The 14,523-nt window shown below is 37.0% G+C and carries 14 protein-coding genes, 1 pseudogene and 1 riboswitch; of the genes and pseudogenes, 6 read left to right on the forward strand and 9 right to left on the reverse strand.

Features of this window, described 5'->3' with window-relative positions:
* Window positions 1-3: 3 nt before the first annotated feature.
* The 7 genes and pseudogenes from MKY88_RS22395 to MKY88_RS22425 all read right to left on the reverse strand — a co-directional run bounded on the left by MKY88_RS22395 (window position 4) and on the right by MKY88_RS22425 (window position 6,387).
* The gene (locus tag MKY88_RS22395; protein ID WP_328204971.1) at window positions 4-741 is read right to left on the reverse strand and encodes an ABC transporter permease; all 738 of its coding nucleotides are present in this window, start codon (window positions 739-741) and stop codon (window positions 4-6) included.
* The gene (locus tag MKY88_RS22400; RefSeq protein ID WP_258269402.1) at window positions 742-1,452 is read right to left on the reverse strand and encodes an ABC transporter permease; all 711 of its coding nucleotides are present in this window, start codon (window positions 1,450-1,452) and stop codon (window positions 742-744) included.
* Window positions 1,449-2,360, reverse strand: a complete 912-nt coding sequence (locus MKY88_RS22405; protein ID WP_069482958.1) for an ABC transporter ATP-binding protein — start codon at window positions 2,358-2,360, stop codon at window positions 1,449-1,451. The genes MKY88_RS22400 and MKY88_RS22405 overlap by 4 nt, the downstream gene beginning before the upstream one ends.
* 110 nt (window positions 2,361-2,470) lie before the next feature.
* On the reverse strand, window positions 2,471-3,853 hold the full coding sequence (locus tag MKY88_RS22410) for a sensor histidine kinase (RefSeq protein WP_328204973.1): 1,383 nt from the start codon (window positions 3,851-3,853) through the stop codon (window positions 2,471-2,473).
* On the reverse strand, window positions 3,850-4,518 hold the full coding sequence (locus MKY88_RS22415; protein ID WP_069482960.1) for a response regulator transcription factor: 669 nt from the start codon (window positions 4,516-4,518) through the stop codon (window positions 3,850-3,852). The genes MKY88_RS22410 and MKY88_RS22415 overlap by 4 nt, the downstream gene beginning before the upstream one ends.
* Before the next feature lie 391 nt (window positions 4,519-4,909).
* A pseudogene (locus MKY88_RS22420) lies at window positions 4,910-5,100 on the reverse strand (ankyrin repeat domain-containing protein); the annotation flags it as partial.
* Between the two features lie 90 nt (window positions 5,101-5,190).
* Window positions 5,191-6,387, reverse strand: a complete 1,197-nt coding sequence (locus MKY88_RS22425) for an MFS transporter (RefSeq protein WP_328204975.1) — start codon at window positions 6,385-6,387, stop codon at window positions 5,191-5,193.
* 160 nt (window positions 6,388-6,547) lie between these two features.
* Here MKY88_RS22425 and MKY88_RS22430 point away from each other — a divergent pair, with 160 nt between their 5' ends.
* The gene (locus MKY88_RS22430) at window positions 6,548-7,426 is read left to right on the forward strand and encodes a LysR family transcriptional regulator (RefSeq protein WP_328204976.1); all 879 of its coding nucleotides are present in this window, start codon (window positions 6,548-6,550) and stop codon (window positions 7,424-7,426) included.
* 206 nt (window positions 7,427-7,632) lie between these two features.
* On the opposite strand, the gene MKY88_RS22435 is transcribed toward MKY88_RS22430, so the two are convergent.
* On the reverse strand, window positions 7,633-8,073 hold the full coding sequence (locus MKY88_RS22435) for a VOC family protein (RefSeq protein WP_328204977.1): 441 nt from the start codon (window positions 8,071-8,073) through the stop codon (window positions 7,633-7,635).
* 297 nt (window positions 8,074-8,370) lie between these two features.
* Here MKY88_RS22435 and MKY88_RS22440 point away from each other — a divergent pair, with 297 nt between their 5' ends.
* Window positions 8,371-9,216 (forward strand): aldo/keto reductase, encoded by an 846-nt coding sequence (locus MKY88_RS22440; RefSeq protein WP_328204978.1) that lies wholly within the window; start codon window positions 8,371-8,373, stop codon window positions 9,214-9,216.
* A gap of 53 nt (window positions 9,217-9,269) precedes the next feature.
* Here the strand turns inward: MKY88_RS22440 and MKY88_RS22445 are convergent, their stop codons facing one another.
* Entirely contained in the window at window positions 9,270-9,653 is a 384-nt protein-coding gene (locus MKY88_RS22445; RefSeq protein WP_328204980.1) for a winged helix-turn-helix transcriptional regulator, read from the reverse strand.
* 110 nt (window positions 9,654-9,763) lie between these two features.
* On the opposite strand from MKY88_RS22445, the gene MKY88_RS22450 reads away from it, so the two are divergent.
* From MKY88_RS22450 to MKY88_RS22465, 4 genes are all read left to right on the forward strand, one after another.
* Entirely contained in the window at window positions 9,764-10,948 is a 1,185-nt protein-coding gene (locus MKY88_RS22450) for an MFS transporter (protein ID WP_340814735.1), read from the forward strand.
* A gap of 159 nt (window positions 10,949-11,107) precedes the next feature.
* Window positions 11,108-12,058, forward strand: coding sequence for an ABC transporter substrate-binding protein (locus MKY88_RS22455; RefSeq protein ID WP_328204983.1), 951 nt, complete (start codon window positions 11,108-11,110; stop codon window positions 12,056-12,058).
* Window positions 12,059-12,136: 78 nt separating this feature from the next.
* Window positions 12,137-13,708, forward strand: coding sequence for an AraC family transcriptional regulator (locus MKY88_RS22460; protein ID WP_340814736.1), 1,572 nt, complete (start codon window positions 12,137-12,139; stop codon window positions 13,706-13,708).
* A gap of 162 nt (window positions 13,709-13,870) precedes the next feature.
* Complete coding sequence (locus MKY88_RS22465) at window positions 13,871-14,272, forward strand: hypothetical protein (RefSeq protein WP_193833344.1); 402 nt, start codon at window positions 13,871-13,873, stop codon at window positions 14,270-14,272.
* Between the two features lie 98 nt (window positions 14,273-14,370).
* Window positions 14,371-14,477: riboswitch (SAM riboswitch) on the forward strand.
* Window positions 14,478-14,523: the final 46 nt, after the last annotated feature.

The raw sequence follows: 14,523 nt of genomic DNA on the forward strand, positions 1-14,523 counted from the left end.
AGGTTAAATGGCTTTTCGTTGGAAGTATAAATACCCACCAAGGAAAAATAGGATGAAGCCACCACCGACAACTGTTAACAATTGCTCCCATGGCACAAAAAATACATCGTCCCTGCTGCCACCAATATACATCATTGAAAAGGGCTGTGCCCAAGGATAGTAAGGTCCAATACGTTCAGAATTAATAGCAAAAATAGAGGGTAATGTAAATACCACATTGACTGCAAAAGGAGCAGCAAAACTTTTAAACATGATCGACATCCATAATTGAAGGGCTATTAAAGGCAATGTCGCTACCCATCCCCCAACAATGCTTTTCCATACAATCTCCATTGGAAAAGGATCCGTATAGCCCTTGATCATCCCAACAGCAAAAACTGAACATAAATACAATAACTGCATCGCCATAACAAGCAGTACAATCAACACATATTTAGCGACAAATACTTTCCCCCTAGTTACAGGCAGTGCTAATAGCTGCTTCCAGCCACCAGATTGATGTTCATACCTACAGATGAGACTAGCAAAAACCCCCGTAATAAGTGGTAAAAATAATAAAGCATATGTTAAATTCATGGAGAACAATGCAATATACCATTCATTGATTGGTACTCCTGCCATATTATCCTCTAAATTGGCGGATAATCCGATAAATAGCCCAATAATTGGTGCTGCTAAAATAATCGGTACCATTTTTGATTTACGTAACTTAAACCATTCAGCTCCCAGTATAGCCGTCATTTACTTCACGTCCCTTCTTGCAAAATCAATCATGCCAACAATATAGAGGAAGATACCAATTCCTACTCCTAACATGACATTGATGATCGGCTCATCCCATTGATTCATCAACGAAGGCCACTTCCATATCATCCAATCCGGTAAAACATAGGAGGAATAAGCAAAAATGACTCCGAAAATACCTACAGTAATAGGAATACCTTGGTTATGACAAACACTTGCAATCCACAGTTGAAGAGCAAGAATTGGCAATGCTGCTAGAGCTGGGAAGTAACTATACTTGGCGAGCTCTAAGTAAGGTACCGGTTCACCTAAGCCTAAAAATAGTCCGTAACTCAGTGTGAAAAGCATCAACAGTGTTGAAGACAAAAATAACAGAATCGCCAATACTGTAAATTTAGATAAATACACGGATAATTTAGAAACAGGTAAGGCGATGAGCTGTTTCCACGCATTTGTCTCGTTTTCAATACTCGCCATGAATGACGTTAGGATAGCAATACCTAGTACAACAGCCAGCGGTGTAAAGGAATGAATGTTTTGTAAAAAATAACCCCAATCATCCTCGCTCTGCTGTAAAAGATAGTCTTTCCTCACACCGTAATTGACCATTTGCAGAGCAACTACGCCAAGGGGACCTAAAAGCGTTAAAAACCATAAACCTTTGCGTTTAATCTTTAAAAAATCAGCAGTTAATAATTTACCCATCATAGCACTAGCTCTCCCGCCGTCATTTGCAGGAAAATATCCTCCAATGAGCGTTTCTCTTCCTCTACTCGAAATACCGAAACGCCCTCCTGAACAAGTACCTGAACAATATGGGCTACTTTTTCGTCAGAGCATTCCTCTAAGAAAATGACACCATCCTGATAGTCTGCCTTAATACCATTTGCTAGAAGAGAACGCCATCCTTTTTCGCTATTGCTAACTTTAAAAATAACTTTTGGTTGTGCAAATTTACGCATTTCTTCAATGGAATCTTGAAAAATCAATGTTCCCCTAGAAACAATGCCTACCTGTGTAGCCATTTGATCGATTTCTGATAATAAATGGCTGGAAATAATAATGGTCATGCCGTATTCCTTCGGTAGCCTTTTAATCAAATTGCGAATTTCAATAATACCTGAAGGATCGAGACCATTCGTCGGCTCATCTAAAATGAGTAACTCTGGGTTGTGCAATAAAGCAGCCGCAATACCAAGACGTTGTTTCATTCCTAGTGAAAAACCCTTTACTTTCTTGTTGGCAACTTCCTTCAAACGAACAATTTGTAGAACTTCATCGATTCTAGTTTTTGGCACACCTAGTATTTTTCGTAGTGCCTCCAAGTTCTCATAGGCTGTCAAATGTGGATAGTACGATGGATTTTCAACTAATGAGCCTACGTTCGCTAAAATTTGAATACGGTCCTTCGCAATGTCCTTTTGAAAAATTTTTATTGTCCCTGAGGATGGTTTCATTAGACCAAGAAGCATGCGAATCGTTGTTGTTTTCCCCGCTCCATTAGGTCCTAAAAATCCGTAAATTTCACCTTTGCGTATTTGCAAATTTATATTTGATACAGCTTGTTCTTTTCCAAAGTATTTTGATAAATTTTGTGTTTGTACGATATATTCCAATATCCTCACCTCATTAACTATCATAAGAATAGAAGTTTAAAAACAGGTAAGGGCTAAGTTTAAATTTTGTTTAAAAAAGCATTTTTTCCATAAAAAAATCTGCGAGCTTTTTACTGATCAAGCTTCGCAGATGGATTTGCATGTTTTATTATAATTTTTGTACCCGATGAATCTGAACAAATATCCCAATCTAAATGCATGCCCTTTACCATAACATCTACAATGGATAAGCCAATCCCTGCACCCTTTGCATTCGATTCATTTTTCATACCATTTCCATGATCCTCGATAATAAATGCCGTATAACTTGCTGTCGACTCTGTTTTCACACCTATATATTTCCCGCTATTGGCGTGTCGCAGTACATTTTGGAAGAGATTATCTAATATACGTCCTAACCAAATGGGGTCTACACACCATTCATGATGTTCAAATGCCTGTATCTCAATATCAATGGTAAATCCCTCTCGCTCAAAAACTGGGTACCAGGTCGTCAGGTGCTCTCGAACAAAACGAATAGCATTGATTTCTTTAGGTTCAAATTTATATTTACTTGCCATTAGCAATGTGTAGGACATTAAATTTTCAATTAAAGCATCAATATTCACGATAGATGTTTCCATCGCCCGTAACGCCTGCTTACCTTCCTCTGACAATGTTTCTTTGCTAATGGAGTAAGATTGAGCTCTTACCTTTGTTAAAGGTGTTCGCAAATCATGTGAAAGATTCGCAATTAGCTCTCTTCTTAGTTGCTCTTCTTTTTGCTGACGCTGTTTGCTTTCTCTCAGCTCACAAACCATTCTGTTAAAACTATGCTCCAGTTGCCCAATTTCGTCCTTTTTTTTCACATGGATTTCAATAGGTAAACCATCTACATCCCGTATTTCCATGGCATCTTGAAGATGTAAAAGTCTCTTTCGGATTCCTTTGAAAAATAACAATGATACAACAATGAAAAATAGAATAATCGCAATAACACCAAAAAATAAGAGGTTACCATAGTTTTCATAAATATTGATAAGTGGCGGATTAAATACGTTTCTTGGAACTTCTAACACAATAAAGCCATTGGATACATCATCACCTAAGAAAGCAATAACGGTAAATGGGTCTCCTCCATACCGCTGTTTTATAAATTTAGTAGTAAATGCAGGAGTCCACTTTGCTGGAAGCTCCTCCTGCACATTTACCGTAGTCAATAATGTCCCGTCTTCACTTATCCAGAACATAGAAGCCGTAGGTAAGTGCTCTTGCCACTTTTGAAAAAGTTGGGTAATGGTATCATTTGATACATTGTTTATATTTTTAGACTGAGCGTGCCATTGCTCCTCAATTTCACTTTCCAAAAGGACCTCACTAGAAAACTCGCCTACCCCTGTCTTCGTAATTCCTAATACAAACATAGCTGTTCCCATATAAGAAATTTGAACAATCGATAAGGCTAATATAATGATCAACATATATTTAGCTAATAGTGATCGAAAGAATTTCATAGTTTCACCCTATACCCAATCCCGCGAATCGTTTCGATAATCATAGGCTTTGCGGGATTTATTTCTATCTTTTCTCTTAAATACCGAATATGTACCATCAATGTTTTATCACCTTCGATATAGCTTTCACCCCAAACGCCCTCATAAAGTTGCTCTTTCGTTAAAATTTGATTGAGATGGCGAATAAAATACTGTAAAAGATAAAACTGTTTACCCGTCAAGAGAATCTCTTCATCAATCAATGTATTAATAATTCTCATATCTTTTGTATACATTTTAAGATGCTGTAGTTCTAGCACATCATCATTTTTTTGGTATCTTCTCAGTAATACTTCAAGCCTTGCTACTAATTCATCTGGATGGAAAGGCTTTGTTAAATAATCGTCTGCGAAATTTAAACCTTCTATTTTATCTTCAACTGCCGTTCTCGCCGATAGCATTAAAATCGGCAGTTCTTTATTTTCCCGTTTAATTCTTTTACCGATGGAAAAGCCGTCTAACCCAGGTAACATCACATCCAGTATAGCAATATCCTTTGAGGCAATATGTTGCTCAATACCGTCCCCAGACTCTAGCCATGTTACTTCATAGCCCCTTTCAGTTAACTCTTTACTAACCCAATGTCCTATTTCCTTTTCATCCTCTATGTATAATATACGAATCAATGTTTCACCCTCCTTTGTCTATTTGAAAGATATACTAAAATACCATATTTTGCATTATACATTTATCTTAAAATGAAGTACAAGATAAATTCCATACATGGTTATTATATGGTAATCCTCAACTTATTTTCTTCCTATTTTTTCATGAGAGCATGAAAAAAACGCAACTTTTTATCGCTTGAAAAAGTTGCGCTTTCTGTTTACAAAATGTTGTAGCCCGAATCGAACATTCCAATCTGTAGACATATCTATTATTTTGCCCCAGCTTGAATGGAATCCTCGAGTTTGTGCATGCTACATCTGCCAAATGAACATCCGCTTGAATAGTTTCCTGTTATTTTGAACCACCATCCCCATAGATTGCTTCTAACAATGCCGTCCAGCCTGGTTAATTCATATGGTTTACATCGAGATTTGTATGCTCCAGAATTTCTCGAACATTCTCTACATAACCATGCTCTGATGCGTGAATTAAAGCTGTTCCCCATAGCGATTGGTTAGCGTCGGATCAGCTCCTGCATGATTTGCGAGTTTTGAAATATCCATATTGCCTTCTGCACCCGCATATAAAAATGGATTGTTATTCTTGGAGGAGTAACACGATTCCTAAACATACTATGATCTATTTTTTTATCATGTAGATGTTCAGCTCCTACTTCGATGCAGAATTTGCTATTGCATCGTACTTTTGTGTTGTAATGGCTCTCTCGGCTTCTTTCCTATTCGTTTCATAGAGATAGCGCTACTTACGATTAGGACCAATGCTCCAAATAAATACGGGAGATTCAAATGAAGATCAAATAATATTCCGGCAAGTACTGGCCCAAAAATTTGCCCGAGACTCATATAAGCATTGTTTAAACCTGCCACAAAGCCCTGTTCATTCCCTGCCTCTTTCGATAAAAGAGTATTAATGGTTGGCCGTAAAATATTATTAAATGAGAAGTATAGCATCGTTATTACCATGATGTAGTAAAAATTAGCGGACAGCAGTAAGAGAACAAGCGCCGTAGCCGAAAATAGAAGCATACTACTAATAATATGCTTTTCCTCAAACTTTTTAGTAAGCCAGCTTGTTAATAATAATTGATTCACTGTTCCAACGAAGGAACAAACCATAAATAAAATAGAAATTTGTCTAGTTGTAAAACCATACTTCTGCGTGACTACTAACGGATAAGCTGTTTCAAAGTGAGCAAGTCCAAACGTCAGTGAAAATACCATAAATAGCAAAATAAAATAGGGAGATTTAATAGATTGTGCAAGCTGTTGAAATATATTTTCCTTTTTTAAATTTGATTCAACATATCGTGTAGTCCTTTGTGATTCAGGTAATAAAAATAAACAGCTAATGGCTGCTAAAACACCCACAATAGCTGAAGTAAAGAATGGTGCTCTTGTACCTAATTCAGCTAACAGCCCTCCTAAGCCTGGTCCAACGATAAATCCTGAAGACATGGATGCCCCTAAAAACGACATCGCCCTCGATCGTTTTTCTTCGGTGGTAATATCTACGATGTAAGCCATTATAGAAGGAACCAATGCTGCTGATCCCATTCCCCCAATAAAACGTGAAATAAGAAAAATGGTGAAATCGCTTGCTAAAGCTCCAACTAAATTGGATAACGCAAACAAAATAAGACCACCAATGATCATTGGCTTCCGACCATACTTATCAGAAAACCTCCCAGCTATAGGCGAAAATAAAAATTGTGTTATTCCGAAAGCAGATACTAAATATCCTGCTGCTTTACCACTTGCGCCGAACTCGATCAATAACTGTGGGAGAATCGGTATGACAAGTCCTGCACCAAGCATAGCGAGAAACATATAAACTAATAGAAGTGGAAATATGGTTTTAGTTGTCATAGTGGTTGTCCCTTTCACACATAGGTAGGTGCGAGAAAAAGGATATGTATCTCCTTTTTTCTTTTATACAAATATGCTAACATGGCACTAACTATATGAAAAATATTTAAAAAATATGTTTTACTTAGGTTTTTCGAATAATAGGGAGGTGTACTTTTAATTGGATATTCGACAACTACGATATTTCATAGCGATTGTAGAGGAAAAAAAGATTTCTGCTGCGGCCGAAAGGCTACATATTTCTCAGCCTCCATTAAGCCAGCATTTAAAAGCGATGGAGGAAGAACTAGGTTCAAAACTAGTGGAGAGAAGCGGAAAATATTTCGAAGTCACAGAGGCCGGAAAAACCTTATATAAATACGCACTACAGGTTGCCCAATTAATGGAAGAAGCTGAGGCGGAAGTTAAAGATGTAGGATTAGGCATTCATGGACGATTAACATTAGGCATTAATACGTTTTCGGTAGTTGAGCTCCCTCCATTATTACATCAATTTCAACAACACTATCCCAAGGTAACTTATAAGATCCAGCAAAATGAATCCTCTTATCTCTGTAAGCTTGTAAGAGACCGTATAGTAGAATTGGCTATCATTCGATTACCTTTAGAATTGGATGATTTCTCTGTTCTTCATATGTATACAGAGCCATTTTACTTTATTCAATCCGATAAAAATGATCGGCTTGAACATGAGGTGACACTGGCAGAAATTCAAAACTGGCCACTCCTTTTACCAAGTACTGAAGGGTTAGGGGTTCACTATTCAATATTAGAAGCCTTTTCCCGCTTCCAATTACAATCCCACATTGTGGGTGAATGTTCAGATACCACACTTTTAATGAATTTAATTGCTACGGGATTTAGCTCCTCTATCGTACCCGAAACTATTCTAAAGCAATATGGAGATTTACCACTTCATGCATACAAAATACCGTCAGAAGAATTATCCACCTCTGTAGGACTCGTATGGCTGAAAAATCATTACTTATCAAAAGCCGCGCAAAACTTTGTGGATTTAATGAGAAGAAATTACTGTTAAATGTATCACTAGATCGCTCAACACAAAAAGTAGTACACTTGCTATTTTCAAGCTGTAGACAAACTCTTAAAAATATTGAGCTTGTCTACAGTCTGCTCTTTACAATGAAGTATCGTAATATCGTCGTTTTTCGGGGGATGTTACTCTACAGGAATCCCCCACCTATTCCAAATAGCTGCTCTTATTATGTGAGATACCTATTACTTTTATTGAATAATTAGCATATCGTTCTCATCGAACTGCCACATATCGCCGTAAGCAACTTCCCAATAGAAGCCATTCGGATCTTGGAAGTAGCCACTATAACCACCCCAAAATACAGTTTCGGGCTCTTTAACAATTTTTGCGCCAGCCTTTTTGGCTAATGCAAAAATACTGTCCACCTCTTCTTTTGATTTACCATTATAAGCAAGAGTGATTCCGCCAAAGCCATGGCCAATTTCAGGTGGGTTTGCTTCATTAATATCTTTAGCCAATCTTTTAATTGGAAATAGTGATATTTTCGTCCCTCCATTATTAAAGAACATAACATCAGGATTTGTTTCCTCTCCGTAAACTACAACCTCAAAACCTAGCCCTTCTCGGTAAAAGGCGAGAGACTCCACCATATCTTTAACACCTAATGTAATTAAATTTAAACGATTCATCTGCCAAACCCCTTTTTATAGTATTACTACATATATTCTCCATCGAACAAACATTTCCTTTTATTACTGAAATAAAGCCATGCATGGCAATTATCTTGGCACAGCGACTAGTAGATGTGGTCAATTAAAGGGGCTTACTAATTTAATGAACAATATTTTTATCCCTCTAGCCATTGTTAGCTCACAAAAGTTACCTCTACGTTTCTATGACACAAAAAAGTGCGTACTTTTTTTAAAGGCATGTTAGCAGCATAATGAAAAAGCAATCAAGCAATCACAAAACATGGAGGACTTAAAATGATTACTCATTTACAAGATAAAATCACATTAAACAATGGGCTACAAATGCCTGGAATGGGGTTAGGTGTTTTTCAAGTAGAGAATGATGCTACAGCTGAGATGGTTAAAAATGCTATTGAAGTTGGTTATCGTAGCATTGATACTGCCGCAATTTATGGTAATGAAGCTGGTGTCGGGGAAGGTATTAAACAGGCGCTAACATCAACTAACCTGCAACGTGAAGATTTATTTATAACATCAAAAGTTTGGAACGACGGATTAAGCTACGATGAAACGATTGCTGCCTATGAAGAGAGTCTACAAAAATTAGGCTTAGATTATTTAGATCTTTACCTGATTCATTGGCCAGGTAAAGATAAGTTTGCTGAATCTTGGAAAGCTCTTGAAGACCTATATGAACAAGGGAAGATCAAAGCAATTGGCGTATGTAACTTCACTGTGGCACACTTGGAAAACTTATTATCATTTGCCCGTATTAAACCTGTTGTAAATCAAGTGGAATTTCACCCACGCTTACAGCAAGTGGAGCTTCGTTCATTCTGTAAAGAGCACCAAATTCAACTTGAAGCATGGGCACCTTTAATGCAAGGTGGGCTTCTTGAAGATGAAACGATTTCAAAAATAGCAACAAAATACGGAAAGTCAAACTCTCAAGTTATTCTTCGATGGGATGTACAAAATGGCGTGATTACTATTCCTAAATCTGTGCGTAGAGAACGCATGATGCAAAATGCCGATATTTTTGACTTTACTTTAACAGACGCAGAAATGGCTATCATCAATGCGATGAATCTTGAACAACGTGTTGGACCTAATCCTGATGAATATGACTTTGCTTTATAAGCATTAAAAAGGAAAAGAGACTGTCTTTTGTATGACAGTCTCTTTCCCCCTCATTACGATGTTTGCTGCATAGCTATATCATCATCACGTTGTTTTAACAGTACATCTTCACCTTTATCCTGTAATACTTCAACATGCTTCTCGCCCCAAGTGCAAAGCATGTTTAAAATAGGTTCCATTCCTTGCCCATAAGGCGTTAAAGAATATTCAACTTTCGGTGGCACTTGATTGAAGACCTTTCGAAGGATTAATCCAGCTTGCTCTAACTCTCTTAATTGACTAGTGAGCATTTTTTGCGAGATTCCTGGAATCAATCGTCGAAACTCATTTGTACGAATTTTACCATGGTGGTTTAAATGACAAAGAATGACTGGTTTCCATTTACCACCAATAACTTCAAGCGTAGCTTCAACACCAATATTATAAACTTTTTGCATCGTAAACCCCCTGTAATATTCAAAAGTAACTAAAAGTACTCTACGTGCCTTTTTGGTATGTATGAATAGTACTACATACGATGAAAAAAATCAAAGGAGATCGTTTTAGTATGTCACAATCAAAAAAGCCAAATGCTAAATTAACTTTACTAGCACTTGCAATCAGTGCTTTTGGAATAGGGTCCACTGAATTTATCAGTGTTGGTCTTTTACCGTTAATTACAGATAATTTCGGTATATCTTTAAGCACAGCTGGCTTAACTGTTTCAATATACGCATTAGGCGTTACTGTTGGAGCTCCATTATTAACAGCCTTAACATCTCGCCTTAGTCGAAAAACTGTTTTATTGCTTGTCATGACAATCTTTATAATTGGAAATTTAACCGCAGCTATGGCACCAAATTTCTCAATTTTATTAATAGGACGTATTATTTCAGCATTAGCACACGGTGTGTTTATGTCCATCGCTTCTGTCATAGCGGCCGATGTAGTTGAACCAAATAAACGTGCAAGTGCCATTGCCTTTATGTTTACTGGACTAACATTGGCTACTGTGACTGGTGTCCCGCTAGGTACATTCATTGGACAAGTAACAGACTGGCGTATGTCGTTCATCTTCATTGTTATTATAGGGATAATTGGTTTAATTAGTAATGCTTTGTTAGTACCAAGCCAATTATCAAAAGGTAACCCAATATCAATTCGTGATATCGGTAAAGTATTAGGTAATATTCGAATGTTATTAATCCTTTTCATTACAGCAATTGGATACGGTGGTGCATTTGTTGTTTACACATATGTTTCACCTATACTAGAGCAATATATGGGTTATTCGCCACACGCGGTAGTTATTATATTAGTTGTCTATGGTATTTGCGTGGCTATTGGTAATACACTAGGAGGCCACTTTGCAAATCAAAATCCACTTCGTTCCATCTTTATTATTTTTGTAGGACTTGCATTAGCTTTACTTGGCATTGGCTTTACTCTTGAATCGCCAATTATCGGGTTAATCATGGTACTAATAATGGGCCTATTTATGTTCATGAATGTCCCAGGCCTGCAACTATATGCAGTTATACTGTCTGAAAAATATATACCATCAGCTATATCAATGGCCTCTGCATTGAATATTTCTGCTTTCAATATTGGTATATTTTTAGGTTCCTATATTGGAGGCTTTATTATTCGTCATCAATCATTAGCACACACTCCTCTTTATGGATTCTTTATGGTTATGCTTGCAGCGGTCGTTACACTCTTATGGCTACTTTTTGATAAAAAGAAACAATAGTGCTCTAAACTTCATTTTGTATAAAAAAGATGTAGAAAATATGTATTGTTTGTTTTTATGTTGTATCCTATAATTTATTTGAATCAAACGAGAATGATTATCATTCTAAATTAAGATAACATTCAATCTGTTTTAGTAAATTTATAGGAGTGAATTAACATGCGTATCAGTCGATATTTTACATTTGTACTTTTCCTTGTACTGATGTTCGTTTTAAGTGCCTGTGGTTCAAATGAAGCACAAACAAATTCCGAGAGTGAGAATCCAACAAAAGAAGATACACGAGTTGTAGAGGATGGGTTTGGTGAAGTAACAATTCCAACAAATCCACAGCGAGTAGCAGCCATCTATATGGAAGATTATTTAACTGCCTTAGATGTCAAACCCGTTGTGCAATGGTATCACCCATCCTGGGGTAAACAAGATTATTTAGGCTTAGACGTACCTGAATTTGACGTTACAGGTAGTATGGAAACGTTACTTCAAGCTAAGCCGGATTTAATCATTGTAGATGGTGCGGCAGATAAGGCAAAGTATGAAGAATATTCTAAGATTGCGCCTACTTATCGCTTAAAAGAAGAAATACTACAAGATCCACGTGAGATTGTGAAAACGATAGCTGATGTTTTAAATATCCCTGAGAAAGCAAATGAAATCGTTGATAAATATGAGGAACGTGTTACTAATTTAAAAGCTAAGTTAGATGAATCAGTTGGTGACGAAACTGTTGCCGTTGTTCGTTTAAATGTTGCCGATAAAACATTGGCATTATTCGGAATGAAGAATCGTTACACGGGCTACATTTATACGGAAGCTGGTTTAACTCCACATCCATTAGCTCGTGATATGACAGAGTTCCAAGAGGTCTTGTCTGAAGAAGCTATTCCAGAATTAGATGCTGATCATATTATACTCTTCCCTTCAAATGGCACTTGGGAAACTGAAGAAAATCAAGAGGCGATTAAATGGTTAGATAGTACACTTTGGAAAGCAGTTCCTGCTGTAAAAAATGGACAAGTTTATATTGCTGATCGAACTTATTGGCAGTCTGGTGCCATTACTGCAAACCTACTAAAATATGATGATCTTGAGAAATGGTTTGTGAAATAATTTACAAAAGAAAGCTCTTCATGGGGCTTTCTTTGTGTTGTTTTCCAAATTTAAACTTTACTTAGGAGTGCGTGGACAATGGGTAATTTAACACAAATCTATCATTTACAATCTATTTCATATACTATTCTTTCAGTGGATATGCAGCCATATAGCAATACATACTATTCGCTTTTCATCCTTATTAGTGGTAACGGAACACTTAAGACAAATCATGAAACTATCCACCTTATGAAAGAAAAATGTGTGGTTATTCCACCTAATAGCCATGTCGAAATTCACACTGCTGATGAGCCTCTCTGTTTATACCAATTGACATTTAACACGATCTATCTTAGTGAATCCCATGCTCCTCTTAGTCTCTTTACAAGTGTTAGAGAACTACGACTTCTTCCCTTTTCTCAATGCAATAGACTATTAGAGGCTATTTATCGGTGTCGTCAAGCAAAGGATGAACACACTATTTTTGAGCAGCATGTTCGTTTCCAAGAAATGATGCTATTTATTTTTGAACAAAACCAATCGAAGCCTATTCTACAAAATGATCGTCAATCTGTAGAGCAATCTATCCAATATTTGCACAAACACTTTGGAAGAGATTGGACTGTTGAACAGTTATCAGAGCTGGCAGATGTTCCAAGATGGAGTTACTCTCGTATTTTTAAAGATATTACGGGGCAGATTCCTCTTCATTATTTAAATAGTATACGTATTGAAAAAGCCAAACAGTTATTAATGACAACTAATGATCGTGTATTTGAAATTAGTCAGTCCATTGGCTTTAATAACGAATATTATTTCAATCGTCGTTTTAAAGAGCATGTAGGAATTTCCCCAGGACAATACCGACGAAGTCAGAGCAATAATGTACGTGTATTCGCACCGTTCTTAGAGGACTTCTTTGTAGCTTTAGGTATTACACCCATTGCTCAATTCAGTCATTCCAAGTGGGGAAAACAAGACTATTTAGGTTTGCAGGATGTGCCCGATATTGATGTACAGTACGGAGAAGTGGATCGCCTCTTTCACTATAAACCAACTTTAATTATGTTAGATGCTGGTATAGAGCGTTGGGAAACTTGTCTGCATTTAAATAAGCTGGCCCCAATCTGTCACCTAAACCACCCTGGGGAGGATTGGCAATCGACCCTATTTAAAATTGCTGATTTAACAGGGAAAACCGCTATGATGCAAGATATTATCACGGAATATGAGGATAAGGTACAGAAGGCCCGACGAATTCTCGGTAAATCCGTTTACGGGCAAAGAGTGGCATTTCTTCGCATTTCAGCCATTGGCATTACGCTGTATGCCGGCCCTGAATGCGGTTATACAGGGCCAATCCTATACCGTGACTTAGGCTTAACGCCTCATCCATTAGTATGGAAAATACCGCTTAATCAGCGTAAAGCTCACCTGACATTAGATCAGCTGCTACAACTAGACGCTGATCATTTATTTATCACCTTCGACAAGCAGCACTCCTTTTATGAACATGAAGAGCGTACTATTTTAAAATCTTCTATGTGGAAAAACCTAAGTGCAGTTAAGACTAGCTGTGTTTATGAGGTCGACTTTTTAACGTGGATGAATTATGGAATCCTATCACATAGCAAAAAAATAGATGATGTATTAAATGTTCTTGGTTAAAGTACAAAAAGGAAGCACGCCATGGTTTCCTTTTTTGTTTGTTTAGCATGTCATTTAACATATTATATTTTACACTCCTGTACAGGAATATTTTTATCCAAACACCTAAAAAGATCATGCTACATAAGATAAGATATCAGCTTTTGGATAGGAGGAACTGAATTGTATTATAATCCTTATCCGTATTTTGTTCACCCCTACCATTACCCAATACCGTCGACAGCCCATCACCTTGCAGCTAGACCTTTTTCTCAACATTTAGCAATGCCGACCAGTAATAGTCCCTTTCCCCCTGTAGATACACAAAAACTAATATCTTCAGCTACGCGGATAAAGGCGATTATGCAGCAAGCGCAATTACTTACGGATAAAATTGATAGTTCTCAACAATTTGCGCATGATTTAAAAAATGCTGCACAACTTTCAAATAAAACAGAGGTCGAAAAATTGATTACATCCACAGGCATCACTACAAAATTCGAAACCAACTATACACCAGACAATTTTAGAATACAGCTCATGGATAGTGGTTGCTGTAGAGTAACGTTAATTTTGAATTGGTAAATAAAATTTTTAACCCTGTAATCCTATCAAAGTTGTAAACTATAAAAATATATGCTAAAGTATTCGTAATATTATTTCTGAAAATTCTTATATTCTATTTCTTATCAAGAGAGACGGAGGGATCGGCCCGATGAAGTCTCAGCAACCAGCTCAATCAGTATGGTGCTAATTCCTTCTGGCAAAATCTAAGCCTGAAAGATGAGAAGACGAACTACCCATGTTTGATTCCGGGAGTCCTCTTCTATAGAGGA

The sequence above is a fragment of the Lysinibacillus sp. FSL R7-0073 genome (assembly GCF_038009065.1).
Lineage (GTDB): Bacteria > Bacillota > Bacilli > Bacillales_A > Planococcaceae > Lysinibacillus > Lysinibacillus fusiformis.

Coding starts and splice junctions, on each gene's coding strand:
- MKY88_RS22440 (WP_328204978.1), top strand. CDS start 8,371: ATGATTACTCATTTACAAGATAAAATCACATTAAACAATGGGCTACAA.
- MKY88_RS22450 (WP_340814735.1), top strand. CDS start 9,764: ATGTCACAATCAAAAAAGCCAAATGCTAAATTAACTTTACTAGCACTT.
- MKY88_RS22460 (WP_340814736.1), top strand. CDS start 12,137: ATGGGTAATTTAACACAAATCTATCATTTACAATCTATTTCATATACT.
- MKY88_RS22445 (WP_328204980.1), bottom strand. CDS start 9,653: ATGCAAAAAGTTTATAATATTGGTGTTGAAGCTACGCTTGAAGTTATT.
- MKY88_RS22410 (WP_328204973.1), bottom strand. CDS start 3,853: ATGAAATTCTTTCGATCACTATTAGCTAAATATATGTTGATCATTATA.
- MKY88_RS22395 (WP_328204971.1), bottom strand. CDS start 741: ATGACGGCTATACTGGGAGCTGAATGGTTTAAGTTACGTAAATCAAAA.
- MKY88_RS22425 (WP_328204975.1), bottom strand. CDS start 6,387: ATGACAACTAAAACCATATTTCCACTTCTATTAGTTTATATGTTTCTC.
- MKY88_RS22435 (WP_328204977.1), bottom strand. CDS start 8,073: ATGAATCGTTTAAATTTAATTACATTAGGTGTTAAAGATATGGTGGAG.
- MKY88_RS22455 (WP_328204983.1), top strand. CDS start 11,108: ATGCGTATCAGTCGATATTTTACATTTGTACTTTTCCTTGTACTGATG.
- MKY88_RS22400 (WP_258269402.1), bottom strand. CDS start 1,452: ATGATGGGTAAATTATTAACTGCTGATTTTTTAAAGATTAAACGCAAA.